Origin of the sequence: Methylocystis bryophila (genome assembly GCF_027925445.1) — a bacterium.
Taxonomy (GTDB): domain Bacteria; phylum Pseudomonadota; class Alphaproteobacteria; order Rhizobiales; family Beijerinckiaceae; genus Methylocystis; species Methylocystis bryophila.
Window position 1 is genome coordinate 4002596 of sequence record NZ_AP027149.1, and the last position, 13394, is coordinate 4015989.

Below are 13394 nucleotides of genomic sequence, written 5' to 3' on the forward strand. Positions count from 1 at the left end.
TCGCCGCTGTTCAATCCGGGCGTCGCTATTTTGTCGCCGCGCTCTTCGCCGTCTCGGTCGAACAATTACGAGGTGTTATGCCTTTTTCGGCGGCATAGGCGGCCGAGGACTTCTCGATAATTGGCCGCAAGAGCGCCCAATCCGGCGCGATCCAGTCACTCACGACGCGCCATTTCGATCCGTCCCACTGCTGGAAGGTCACCCATCCGTCGCCCTCGTGGTTGGCGCAGGTCACATTGATTGAGTGGAAAAGACCCTTCGCGCCGAGCTCGGCCACGCGCGCTCCATCGAGTCGCAAATTCTCAAAACCCCAGTTGACTTCCTCCGCCGTCAGGGCTCGATGGCCGAATTTCTCCTGCGCGATGCGCACCGCCTCGACATTCAGAATTCCATTCACGATCCCGAGATTATGATAGACACTGCCGATGCGGTTTTTGTCTTGGAGATTGCCCTCGCCGGCGCCATAGACCTTTTTGACGATTTCCTCGAGGATAGGCGACTGCTTGCCCGACGTTTGAGTCGTGATCGCGATATAGCCTTTGGCTGCTTCGCCAGCGGGAACGACGTCCTCTTCGGAATTCGACCAGACGTTTCCGATTATGTGATCAACGGGAAAACCGGTGCGGCGCGCGGTCTTGAGAGCCACCGGATTCATGACCCCCCATCCACGAAGCACCACGTAATCAGGATGAATGCGGTGAATCGTCAGCCACTGCGCCTGTTGCTCGTTGCCGGGATGCGGCACTTCGATCTGCTGAAGGGTGAAGCCAAATTTCTTCGCTAGCAGCTCATAGATCGGGATCGTCTCCTTGCCGTAGGGCGAACCGTGATACAGGACGACGATCTTTTTATCTTTAAGTTTGTCGACCCCGCCAACGCTCTTCGCGATGTAATTCACGATCGCCGAAGTTTCGCTATATGGATTGAGAAGCAGTGGAAACACATAGCGGAAGACGCGTCCGTCAGTCGAATCGGTGCGTCCGTGATTGACTGTGATGAGAGGCGTCTTGTCGGTCGTAATCCGATCGATCATCGCATAGGCTATGCCGACGCTCAGAGGGTTCCAGGCGCTAGGGCTAGGAACGTGGCTCTTCTGACGCTCGTAGCACTCGACGCCTCGCTCGACTTCATATTCGGTCTCGCATTCGTCCCAAGTCAGCTTGACGCCGTTGACGCCGCCATCGCGCAGATTGATCAGATTGAGATAATCGATAAAACCGCCAAAGAAGCCCGAACCTCCGGCAGCGTAGGGTCCAACGCGATAGCTTTGAAGAGGAAAATATTGCTCATCCGCTCGACTCGTTGAGGCCAAGGCCGCGAAGGTCAAAGCTATCGCCAGGAACGTGTTGCGCCGCTGCGACCGATAGGACATCCGATTTCTCCTTGTGACATTCTGTTTGCGACGCCTCCATGCGAGACGCCCATGTTGGTCATATCCGCGAGTACCGCCGCGCGGCGGGAGTGCTGTGGCTTTGAGCGCCGATCTCGGTTCGGTTGAATGTCATGGAGCTCAAGCCTTGCGTGTCGCTGCGAAAATGCGCTTCGCCCCAAAGAGGCGGTTTCCTATCATTCGGTCCAAGAGCGCGCTTAGGCCGTCCGGCTCGATGATAAGGAAAAGGATGATCAGGCCGCCAAGAACGATTCTTTGAGTCATCTCAAGATGGCCTGAATCGAAAAGCCCTCCGAACAGAGCGCTGCCAAGGCGCGAGAGAACGAGAGGAAACACCACGATGAAAGCGGCGCCAAGGTAAGGGCCTCGAATTGTGCCGAGGCCACCGATGATGATCATGAAAAGAATCTGGAAGGACCGATCGAGATCGAAGCCGCCCGGCTCGACCGTGCGCAGATACGCAAAGGCCCACAACACGCCGGCGACGCCGATGACGAAGGAACTGACGGAGAAAGCTAGCAACTTTGTTTTTAAGATCGGCACGCCGATCACCTTTGCGGCCGTCTCATGGTCACGTATCGCGACGAAACTCAGTCCTGAGGGAGACGAGATGAGTCGCGCGACGAAAAATGTGACAATTGTTGCAACGAGAAGCGTGACAAGGTAGCGGCCTGACGATGTCGTGACAGGATGTCCGAAGAGCCTCAGCGGCGGCGTGCTGATCACGCCCGACGCGCTATAGTTGGAAAACCAGCTGAACTTGGTAAGCGCCCATTGGACGAAGAATTGCGCGGCGAGCGTCGAAACGGCGAGATAGAACCCCCGCAATCGTAAGCTCGGCAGACCGAACACGACACCTAGCGCGGCAGCGACGATCCCAGCCAGGATTATATCGAACTCCAGGGGAAGGCCGTGCAGCCGCAGTTGCAGATTGTAGGCGGCATAGGCGCCGGTCGCCATGAATGCTGCGCTTCCGAGTGACAGTTGGCCTGCATAGCCGGTGAGCAAATTTAGCCCGACGCCAGCGAGTGAGAGAGCCAGGAAAGGCGTTAAGAGCGCCTCCAACAAATAATCACCGCCAACCCAAGGAATGATGATGTAAAATACGACCGCAAGGCCGGCTGCCGGAACGAGCGTTGTTACGGGGCGCAAGCGAGAAGCAGGCGAAAGGGTAGTGAGAGCTGTCATGAGTTACGCCCTTTCCACGGGCCGTTGGCCGAAAAGACCCGAAGGCTGCACAAGCAGGAAGGCGAGCGCTGCGACATAGGCGAACCAACTTTCGATCCCGCCGCCGAAATATTCGCCGATATAGACTTCCGAGAGCTTTTCCGTCGCGCCAATCAACAGGCCGGCAACGATCACGCCCGCAATCGAATCAAAACCGCCGAGCACGAGAACAGGCAAGGCCTTCAGCACGACCAGCGACAAGGAGAATTGCACGCCGAGCCGCGCGCCCCAGATGAGCCCCGCCACCAGGGCGACAAGACCGGACGCAGTCCAAACCATGGCCCAAATTCGAGAGAGTCGAAGTCCAACCGACATTGCAGCAATCGGGTCCTCCGCTACCGCGCGGAAAGCGAGGCCGATGCGCGTAAAACGAAAGAAGAGGGAGAACATCACGACCATCAAGCCCGCGATGGCCGCTGCCAAAAGATCAAATCGGCTGACGAATATGCCGGAGACGTCGAGAGGACGGTCGTCTATGCCGAGGTCGAGGCCATGCACCTGCGCTCCCCATGCCAATTGCGCCGCGCCCTCGATGACATATGAGAGGCCGAGCGTCGCCATGAACAGCGTGATTGGCGGGCGGTTTACAAGCGGCCGCAACACGATCCGCTCGATGAGAAGCCCGAGAACGACCATAGCCGCAATGGTGATCGCAAAGGTCGTTGGCAGATTGTAGCCGCGCTCGAGCAAACTGACAAAGGTCAAAGCCGCAAATAGGATTTGGGATCCCTGCGCGAAATTCAGAACGCCAGACGTTTTGTATATCAGCACGAAGCCCATCGCGACGAGCGAGTACATAACCCCTGACAACAACCCGCCGATAAGGACTTCGACAAAGAAAAGGAGCGAATCCATATCAGATATCCCGACCCTGCTCGATATCGTGGGCGACGCCGAGGTAGGCGTCGATAACCGCTTCATCGTTCATCACGTCCGATGGGGGGCCATCGGCTATTTTTCGGCCGTAATCGAGAACCGCGACGCGATCGGACAATTCCATCACGACACCGATGTCATGCTCTATGAGAACGATCGACGCGCCAAACCGATCACGCGTCAGCTGTATGAACTCGCCCATCTCTGCTTTTTCCCCGGCGGTCATCCCGGCCATCGGCTCATCGAGCAACAAGAGCCGCGGTCGAATGGCGAGCGCGCGGGCGAGCTCGACTCTCTTCTGCATTCCATAGGGCAAGGTTCCGGCTATGCGGTTGCGAACCTGACCGAGGCCCAAAAACACGAGCATCTCCTCGACAATGATTTCCGTGGCGAGGCGGTCGGCGCGAGCTCGCGGCAAGCCAAAGACCTGCTCTAGCCAATGGGAGCGCGTCGCGGAGACCCGTCCAACCGCGATATTATCGAACACGCTCAACCCTCTGAAGAGCGCAAGATTTTGAAACGTTCGCGCAACGCCGAGACTTGCCAGTCGTTCAGTGGGCATGCGCGAAAAACTGTTTTTGTCGAGCTGAATCCGACCCCAGTCCGGTCGATAGAGCCCCGTGATCACGTTGATCAATGAGCTCTTCCCCGCGCCGTTGGGTCCAATGATCGAGCAGATTTCGCCGGCCGCTACGGAGAAGTCGATCTCAGAGAGAGCTTGGATTCCCCCGAAGGAAAGCGAGATATTCGTGAGAGCGAGAGTGGCGCCGCCACGCGCGTGATCATCGCTTAACGACCAGGACTGAGCGTCCTCGTCGAGTGCGTAACGCAGCAGTTGATCAGCAGTCGCATGTGCTCTCATTTTACGAGGAATCCCGGGTTGTCATTCAACCGCAGCGTCACCCTATTTGAGACGGAAGCGCCACGACTTAATGAGCAAGAGCCGAGCCAAGATGAAAATCGCCTATTACGCCAACTCTGGTGTATTTTGCGCCTAATGAAAAGTTGATTTTGCAGCAGCAGTCTTTACAGCCGTGCTGCAATCTCACCAGCAGCAGTCGTAAGGACGGACTCGGCGGCGAGGCAACAAGCGACGCAACGACAGCACGCTCCGGAAGCGCTTTGTGATTTCCTGGTCCACAACGCGACTTCGCGGGAGTTGCCGACCGATCTTGCACCGATGCTAAATCGACGCTGATGCGGTCTCGTTTGGCCGCGGCTGAGACCCGGAGCGCAGGACGGCAAGCCTTCCAAAGCAATTCATTTGGAGACCGATTTCGACTTCCGTCTGATGGCTTTCGATCATATCTGCGGCGAGCAATCCGACGCGCCGCGTTTCAAAGCTGCTCGAAGTCGCAGCGCGCGACGCCATCGGCGACAGGGTTGTCGCAGCGTATCGTTTTGGATTGCGGGAATAATAGAGGCAAAGTTTGCGTCTTTTGCTTTGCAACGCCCCTCACCTTAATCGGTCCCGTGCATAGGACCTGCTCCGCCTGCGTCCCCAAGCGGAATTGGGGCGCAGTCGGCATGCCATGAGCCTGAGGCTAGCGAGCAGACAAAGGTCAAGCTAGGACTGGTTGCCGCGCAAGTAGATATCTATCTATGTTACGCGTCGCTAAGGCGATCCGTGCTTTGAGATCCTCGCTGACCACTTGGTAGTTTTGAAAATCCCTGTCAGTGGCGTAGACGCCCACCGGCAAAGTGAGCGCCTGAAAAAAGCTAAACAGGGGTCGCAACTCATGTTCGATAATGAGCGCGTGCCGATCGCTTCCCCCAGTCGCCGCAAGGAGAACTGGCGTATCGATGAGCGCCTCATGGTGCACGAGATCAAACAGATGCTTGAATAGGCCGGTATAGGACGCACGATACACCGGCGTCGCAATGATAAGCGCGTCGGCGCTCTCGATCGCCTGCACGGCGTCGCTGACTTCCTGAGGCGCGTCTTTCGCGGAAATCACGCCTGGCAGTTTCGAAACGAGATCTGCGACCTCTAGCAGTCGCACGTCCGAGGGAACAACAGTTGCGATTTTCTCACCGATCGCAGCGGCGAGCGCGGCCGATCGCGAGGGCCGAGACAGACCACCAGAGACTGCGACAAGTTTCAACCTGCTCATACGTTGCTCCTCTTATGTGCCGTGAAGCGATGACGATCAGCCGCAGATAAGCGAATGCTCGTTCGTTTGGTCAGTCGAAGTGAGCTTGTGGCCCATTCGCGACCGTTTGATACTGAGGTAGCTGATGTTCTCGCGAGTCGGCTCAGTCTCGATCGACTCAATTGCGACAATGCTTACCCCCTCGCGGATTAGAGCCTCTGCTTTGACCGGGTTGTTCGTCAGCAGCTTAATGCTCCTCACGTCGAGCCGGCGGAGAATTGCAGCTGCAGCTTCGTACGATCGGCCATCGACCGGGAGACCTAGAAGCAGGTTGGCGTCGACCGTATCATTCCCCTTGTCTTGAAGCTCGTAGGCTCGCAGCTTCGCCGAGAGACCAATTCCGCGACCTTCGTGACCGCGCAGATAGATCAATGCGCCGCGTCCTTCTGCTGCGATCAGCCGTAGAGCAGCCTCGAGCTGCCCGCCACAATCGCAACGCAATGATCCGAGCAGATCTCCGGTGAGGCATTCCGAATGCACCCGCACCAAAACATTCTCACGCGCTTCGACATCACCGTAGATGAAGGCGACATGCTCGGCGCCGTCCCCGGCTCGAAAAACCTTCGCAAGAAACTCTCCATGCCGGGTAGGCAGCCGAGCCTTGGACTGCAACTCGATGCGAGTCGCCCCGCGACGGCGATAAGCGAGCAGATCGGCGATCTGAACGATGGGCAGCCCGAATGCCTCCGCAAATGCGAACAGATCTTCGCGTCGGGCCATCTCACCGTCATCCCGCACGATCTCGCATAGCGCGCCGATAGGGGCGAAGCCCGCGAAGGCGGCGAGTTCGCTCGCCGCTTCCGTGTGTCCGTGTCGCCCGAAGAGGCCCAACGGGTGCGCCCGCAACGGAAAGACGTGACCCGGCCTGGCAAAATCGTTGGGGCCGCTCCCTGGCGCGGCAAGAGCTCGGATTGTTGCTGCGCGCTCACGCGCAGAAATACCGGTGGTGAGACCCTCGCGCACATCCACTGTAACAGTAAAGGCGGTGCCTTGAGCGGCGCCGTCCTGAGGCGCCATGAGGGGAAGGGCGAGCTGATCGGCGCGATCATGTGGAAGCGCGACGCAGACGACCCCGCTGGTGTGACGCACCATGAAGGCCATCGCATCCCTCGTCATCTTTTCGGCCGGCAGTATCAAATCGCCTTCATTTTCTCGGGCCTCATCATCGACGACGACGACAAATTTGCCCTGGCGTTGCGCTTCGATCGCTTCTTCAACGGGAGAGAATTTCATGGCGTCTCGAGCTTTCCCATTGGCGTCAAGAGTAGAAGGAGGGCGTAGGATAGGCGCCGTTCAGCGCCCAATCGCCGATCTCTTTGAGTTTCTGATCGAGGGGATCATGCAATGTGTGGGTGCGCGCGTTTCGCCAAAAGCGGTCTAACCGGTAGCGCTCTGCGGTTGCGCGCGCGCCCATGACATCGAAAATGCGCGTGGAAACGTCTAGCGCCGCTCGTGCGCTCACCGCTTTGGCGCTGGAGATCTCGATCGCGAGAGTGCCTCTTTCCTCCGGCGTGATCGCTTGCCCCCGGCGCCAGGCCTCGTCGAAACGCTTTGAAGCAGCCTCGACCAAAGCTTCCGACGCCACAGTCTGGGCCCATAGCTCGCCAACCGTTCGCAGGACAAAGGGGTCCGCGCCTACGCGAGCGCCTGCCGCCTCTGGGAGCGCTTGGACATAAGCCCGAGCTTCATTCAGAGCGCCGCGCGCAATTCCTACGTAAATACTCACGAGGATCAATTGCGCGAGGCAGGGACGCAGTGTTGCGAAAGGAGACCCGAGTGGTCCGGGCGAGATCAGCAATTCCTCGCTTGCGACGTGAACGGCAGAGAATATCACGGTTCCGCTGTCGGTTTGACGCTGCCCCATGTTGTTCCAATCGTCGACGACGCGCACGCCCTCCCGTCGCGTCGGGATCGCCGCCACCCGCAGCTTTCCTTCTTCATCGAGCGCTGAAACGATCAGTCGGTCAGAGTCGCTCGCGCCGGAACAAAAGCTCTTCTCGCCTTCGAGCCGCAGAGCTTCTCCTTTGCCCAAAAGCCGCAACCTCTCATCCTTCGGGTTCAGCGCATTGCCCCAGAACCAGTTCTCTCGCACGCTCGTCGTCATCAACTCCCGCGCTTGCTCCTCGGAGCCGAAGAACTGCAAGGTCGCGATCATGAGATGATGAAAGGCAAACAAATGAGCGAGCGAGCTGTCGACCGTGGCAAGCGTCCTTACAACGCCAAAGATCTCGATCCAATTCGCTCCAAGCCCGCCAAGCTCGACTGGCGTGGACAGCCTGAGGAGGCCGCTGGCGCGAATGAGATCGCGCTCGCGCTTCGCGGTGCCGCCCTCTCTATCGCGCTGCGTGGCAGTCCGCGCAAGCTCGGCCAAAAGATCCGACAGTGGCGTTGATGGGGAAGGATAGACGCCTGAAGAGCGTGGCTGCGCAGAAGCGTTCATGCGGACGACTCTTAAGCGACTGCGGACGCGTCGAGCGTCCGCTGAGATTTGGCGACGAACCCGCCGAACGGGCCCGTGAAGTTTTCGCCAGGCAGAAGGCCGCGCCGCGTGACGCCAATTCGGGGAAACATGAGCTCCGCGAAGCGGTATGCTTCTTCAAGGTGCGGGTAGCCGGATAGCACGAAGCTGTCTACCCCAAGCTCTTGGTATTCTCTAAGTCGCGCCTCGATTTGATCCGGATCGCCAACAAGAGCCGTGCCGGCGCCCCCACGCAAGAGACCAACTCCCGCCCAAAGATTTGGGCTCACTTCAAGATCGGCGCGACTACGGCCTGCGCCTTTGCGAAGGTCGATCATGCGTTGCTGCCCAACCGAGTCCATCGTAGAGAGCGCCGATTGGGCGCTCTCGATCGCCTGATCGTCGAGGCGACTGATCAGTCGCTCCGCATCATCCCAGGCCTCTTGTTCAGTCGGACGAACAATGACGTGCAGACGCACGCCGAAGCGAAGCGTGCGCCCGTATTGCGCCGCCCGCGCCCGCACATCCGCGATTTTCTCCGCAACCGCCTGGGGCGGCTCGCCCCAGGTCAGATAGGTGTCGACGGCGCGCGCCGCGAGATCATGCGCTACGTTGGAGGAGCCGCCGAAATAGATTGGTGGCCGCGGTTTCTGCACCGGAGGAAACAAGAGCTTGCCACCTGAGAACTGGAAATGCTCGCCGGAGAAATCCACGCTCTCGCTCTCATGGCTTGCGCGCAACAGCTCTTCCCACGCATTCAGGAATTCAGACGACATCGCGTAGCGCGTCGCGTGGTCCAGGAAAACGCCGTCGCCCGCGAGCTCGAGCGAGTCGCCTCCGGCCACGAGATTGATCAGCAGGCGGCCTTGCGAAAGCCGATCAAGCGTTGCGGTCATGCGCGCGGCGATGGAGGGCTGCATGAGTCCTGGCCGCAACGCAACGAGGAAGCGTAGGCTTCGAGTCGAATCGATAAGGCTTGCGGCGACAACCCAGGGATCTTCGCAGGAGCGGCCGGTGGGAATCAGCACGCCGAAATAACCAAGGCTGTCGGCCGCAATCGCGATCTGTCTCAAATAATCAAAATTTGCCCCGCGGGCGCCTTCCTGGGCGCCGAGATATCGCGAATCCCCATGCGTCGGGATGTACCATAAGATTTCCATCACGCCTTCACTCTCTTTGGGCAGCGGCATTTGCGTCAAGACAAAGATCGCAAGATCGAGGCCAGCGGCTTACACGCGAACTTCACGTTCCACGAACGCAGCGCTGCTGCGAATGCAACAGCGCTGCGCCCTCGATGCAGCCTTCGCAGCAGCTGGATCTGCGTCAGGTCAGAGGCAGGCCGAGAAGGCGGGCAGCGTTGCGCCAAGCAACATTTTCCGCCGCCTCTTGCGAGAGATTCATCGTGCGGAAATCGGAGACCGATTGCGAGAACGGACGAAATGGATAGGACGAGCCAAACAGCAACTGCGTCGAGAGAAATCCCCTTGCTGCGTCCGCATATCGTTCTCCTCCCGGCGCAAAGAGGTACATGTCAGGAGAGACGAAAACATTTTCCCGGCGAAACGCAACGGCGATCATCGCGTCGATATTTGGATAGAACCCATGACAGCAAATGATCGGCAACTTCGGGAACTGCGCCGCTATCCGATCAATCGCAAGAGGGTCATTGTAACGAAGATCGGGCGTGGTCGGCCCGGACATCACGAACACGGGAACGCCCCTCTCCTCGCAAAGCGAGTAGATCGGGAGCAATGAATCGTGATCATGCGCGATCGCGCGCTCATAAAAGCCCGGATCGACATTAATCCCCGCCAGGCCGAGCTCGATGACACAGCGGCGGGCCTCATCCAACGCCCTCTCGCCCAAGAGCTGTTGCGGATCGATCGAGCCGACGCCTCGCAAGTGTCCTTTCGAGGCCAAAGCAAATTCGGCAAGCATGTCATTCGAGATGCGCACCCTTGGCGTGCTCCGGCCAACCATGAAAGCTACGTCGATTCCTGCAGCGTGCATTTCTCCCAAAAAGCTAGAAAGATCGGGCGCACGCGTGAAATGTTCCGGATCCTTCGACCCAAGGCGTCGATTCATCCAGCGCACGATCTCGAAGTCGCCATCGCTCGGATCCGCCCCGAAAAATGAATGCAGGAATGAAGGTCGTGCACGCATGTCGACTACGTGCTTCGTCGGCGAAATCGCGTTCATCTTGTCTCCGTTCTTGGCAGGCTTCTAAGTGGCGCGGGGAAAGGAGGCAATCTACGAGCCGGCGTCAAAGGCGAGCGAGATTAGGAGAAAGAACTGCTCTGATTCATGATGGCTGTTGCGGTTGCAACAGCGTGCAGCTTCAGTGTTGCATTTGCAAAGGGCGCTAATTTTCGGGGCACAGAGCATTCGTCGAATAATCATCTGCAGGGGCTTGGCAAGAGGCTTGCTAACGATGGAGCAAAAGCTTTGCGTCGAAGATCTCGTCGCAGAGCAAGAGCTTGGATCAACGCATGCTGAAGGAGCCCAATATGAGCGCTGCGCCTCTATCGGTTGGCCGCCGCCCACCGGAGCCGATCAAATTTGCATATTGGGTTCCAAATGTGTCGGGCGGTCTGGTGATCAGCAAGACGCCGCAACGTACGAGCTGGGACATCGACTACAATCGAAAGCTCGCACAAATCGCCGAAACGTCGGGCTTCGAATATGCGCTGACGCAGATTCGCTTCACGGCAGGCTACGGAGCCGAATTTCAGCACGAGTCCGTCAGCTTCTCGCATGCGCTGCTCGCAGCGACCAAGGAGCTCAATGTCATCGCGGCGATCCTGCCGGGTCCGTGGACGCCCGCGCTCGTCGCAAAACAGGTTGCCTCGATCAGTCATTTCGTCGGTGGCCGCCTTGCGGTCAACATCGTCTCCGGATGGTTCCGCGGCGAATTCCACGCGATCGGAGAACCCTGGCTCGATCATGACGAACGCTATCGACGCTCCGAAGAGTTCATTCGAGTCCTGCGTGGCGTATGGTCGGAGGAGAAGTTCAACTTCGCGGGCGATTTCTATCGTTTTCATGACTATTCGCTGAAGCCGAAACCGGTTTCGGCGCCTGAAATTTTTCAAGGCGGCAGCTCGCGAGCGGCGCGCGACATGGCCGCGCGCGTTTCCGATTGGTATTTCACGAATGGCAACACGCTGGAGGGCGTCAAGGCCCAAGTCGACGACATTCGCCATAAGGCGGCGCAGAACAACCATCACGTCAAGATCGGCGTCAACGCCTTCGCCATCGTGCGCGAGACGGAGACGGAGGCGAGGAAGGTGCTCGACGAAATCTTGACGCACGCGGATCCGGACGCCGTGCGGGCATTCCATCACGAAGTTCAGAACGCCGGTAACGCTTCGCCGGAGCGCGAAGGGAACTGGGCAAAGTCGAGTTTCGAGGATCTCGTCCAGTACAACGATGGCTTCAAAACAAATCTGATCGGCGAGCCGGAGCAAGTCGCGAGACGCATCATCGAGCTCAAGCGCGTCGGGGTCGATTTGGTGCTTCTCGGCTTTCTGCACTTCCAGGAGGAAGTCGAATTTTTCGGCCGCCACGTCATCCCGCTGGTGCGCGCGCTCGAAGCAGAAGCCATCGCGGACGCCGCGGCCTGAGCCGCTGCCCAGTCTCAAATGTCTTCTGCCTCGATCCTCCCGAGTCCCGGCTCGACCAAGTGATCGAGGATGTGATCGCCGCCAATTGGACCGGAACGACCTCGAGGCAGAGGACCGGCTCAGGTCCTCCACGCAGAAAAATTGGTTGGAGTAAGGAACATGTCGATGACTGATCCGCACAGCAAGCTGCAGGGAATCGTTTTTTTCCTCGTGTTGACGACGGGGTCGGCGGGGATTCTCACCTCTGCGAGCGCAGAGTCATCGCCCAGCAACCTCGTTGATGAAATTAAGGCGCTGAAGCACGAGCTCGATGCTCAGCGCACGGCAACTCATAGGCTGGAGAAGAAGCTGGAAGCTTTAGTGTCTCATTCTAAATCACAAAGCTCCGCAAGTAAAACCCAATCATCCAATGAGAGTTCGAGTGGCGCGAATGAATCGAGCGGAGAAGCAGGAGCAATTCTTACAAGCGCAGGTCAAAATGCGCTATCCGCGGGCTATGCCAATGGATTTTTCATCAAGGATGGGGACGGAAATAACTCATTGTATATAAACGGCCTGCTTCAAGCCCGTTTTAATCATTTTGCGACTCATCAAACGTGGCAATTTGGCGCTATTGATCAGACATCAAACGTGTTCGATGTTTTTCTCGGGCGATTGTATTTCTCAGGGAACATAATTGATCCAAGCGTTCAATATTTCTATACACTGCAAGGCACAACCGCAGGAAATGGTTCAGGGATAACCCTCCTGGATGCGAAGATGTCAAAGACTTTCGATCCATTTCTGACAATATCCGCCGGACGATTTTGGAGTTCATATACCTATGAGTACTACACAGACATCGGGAAATACCTGTTCCCTGATCTATCTGCGGCAGAGTGGGCTTTCTCTCTCGGTCGAATCGTTGGCGCGCAGGCGTCAGGTCAGAACGGCAAATTTTCCTATGCCGTCTCCGTATCTAACTCGGTTCCAGGTTCCGACGTGTCGTTTACGGAAAACACGAAGTCTCAACTTGCGACGATCGTGCATGCCAATTACGATATCCTTGAACCATACGGTTTTCAAGAAAGCGATCCTAATCCGGCGGGGGTCTGGAATCCCCAGCTCTCTCTTTGGGCATCTGGGATGTATAATGTTGTATCATATGCATCTGTCTTTCAAAACGCATATCCCGATGACAAAACCTATGGCGCTACGTCGTCGCTCAACTTCAGATATGGATATTTGAGCTTCCAAGGAACTGGGTATTTCCAAGGAACGGAGGCCAATACAACCGGCTTTGCGCCCCATCGGGCCTTCAACTCCTATGGTTGGTCGGAGCAAGTTGGATTCTACATTATACCCGGCACATTGGAGCTTGCCGAGCGCATAGACGGCGTCGGTTGGGGGCGGGCGCAGATACCCTTTACGGGTGGAGCCGAACACCAGTGGTGGGCAGGCCCGGGGAACTTCTCGTACAAGAATCTAACTGAATACACAGGCGGCCTGAATTACTACCTCCACGGCCACAACGCGAAGGTGCAGTTGGCCTACTCATATATAAAAGGTAATGAGAATGAGAATGCATTCTTCTACCCGCCTTTCAGCTGGCTAAAAACTGTTGGGAAACCCTTCAATGCACAACGGTTGATCCTCCAGTCACAACTAGCATTTTAAGTTCCGCGAGC

The 13394-nt window shown here is 57.5% G+C and carries 11 protein-coding genes; 2 read left to right on the forward strand and 9 right to left on the reverse strand.

Annotation, left to right across the window (positions count from 1 at the left end):
- Positions 1-25: 25 nt before the first annotated feature.
- The 9 genes from QMG80_RS18460 to QMG80_RS18500 all read right to left on the reverse strand — a co-directional run bounded on the left by QMG80_RS18460 (position 26) and on the right by QMG80_RS18500 (position 10303).
- Entirely contained in the window at positions 26-1372 is a 1347-nt protein-coding gene (locus QMG80_RS18460) for an ABC transporter substrate-binding protein (RefSeq protein WP_085770500.1), read from the reverse strand.
- 138 nt (positions 1373-1510) lie between these two features.
- Positions 1511-2578 (reverse strand): branched-chain amino acid ABC transporter permease, encoded by a 1068-nt coding sequence (locus QMG80_RS18465; protein WP_085770501.1) that lies wholly within the window; start codon positions 2576-2578, stop codon positions 1511-1513.
- Positions 2579-2581: 3 nt separating this feature from the next.
- Positions 2582-3472, reverse strand: coding sequence for a branched-chain amino acid ABC transporter permease (locus QMG80_RS18470; protein ID WP_199769029.1), 891 nt, complete (start codon positions 3470-3472; stop codon positions 2582-2584).
- Between the two features lies 1 nt (position 3473).
- Positions 3474-4355: an ABC transporter ATP-binding protein gene (locus QMG80_RS18475; RefSeq protein WP_085770502.1), complete on the reverse strand. Its 882-nt coding sequence runs from the start codon at positions 4353-4355 to the stop codon at positions 3474-3476.
- A gap of 700 nt (positions 4356-5055) precedes the next feature.
- A complete protein-coding gene (msuE, locus tag QMG80_RS18480) occupies positions 5056-5607 on the reverse strand; it encodes an FMN reductase (RefSeq protein ID WP_085770504.1) in 552 nt (183 codons plus the stop codon).
- Positions 5608-5643: 36 nt separating this feature from the next.
- Positions 5644-6879 carry a GTP cyclohydrolase II gene (ribA, locus tag QMG80_RS18485; RefSeq protein ID WP_085770505.1) on the reverse strand — a complete coding sequence of 412 codons (1236 nt, stop codon included), beginning with the start codon at positions 6877-6879 and terminating at the stop codon, positions 5644-5646.
- Positions 6880-6904: 25 nt separating this feature from the next.
- Entirely contained in the window at positions 6905-8086 is a 1182-nt protein-coding gene (locus QMG80_RS18490) for an acyl-CoA dehydrogenase family protein (protein WP_085770506.1), read from the reverse strand.
- A gap of 11 nt (positions 8087-8097) precedes the next feature.
- Complete coding sequence (ssuD, locus tag QMG80_RS18495; protein WP_085773506.1) at positions 8098-9264, reverse strand: FMNH2-dependent alkanesulfonate monooxygenase; 1167 nt, start codon at positions 9262-9264, stop codon at positions 8098-8100.
- Between the two features lie 163 nt (positions 9265-9427).
- Positions 9428-10303 carry an amidohydrolase family protein gene (locus tag QMG80_RS18500; RefSeq protein ID WP_085770507.1) on the reverse strand — a complete coding sequence of 292 codons (876 nt, stop codon included), beginning with the start codon at positions 10301-10303 and terminating at the stop codon, positions 9428-9430.
- A 308-nt stretch (positions 10304-10611) separates the two neighbouring features.
- Here QMG80_RS18500 and sfnG point away from each other — a divergent pair, with 308 nt between their 5' ends.
- Entirely contained in the window at positions 10612-11727 is a 1116-nt protein-coding gene (sfnG, locus tag QMG80_RS18505) for a dimethylsulfone monooxygenase SfnG (protein ID WP_085773507.1), read from the forward strand.
- 165 nt (positions 11728-11892) lie between these two features.
- Positions 11893-13383, forward strand: coding sequence for a hypothetical protein (locus tag QMG80_RS18510; protein WP_085770508.1), 1491 nt, complete (start codon positions 11893-11895; stop codon positions 13381-13383).
- Positions 13384-13394: the final 11 nt, after the last annotated feature.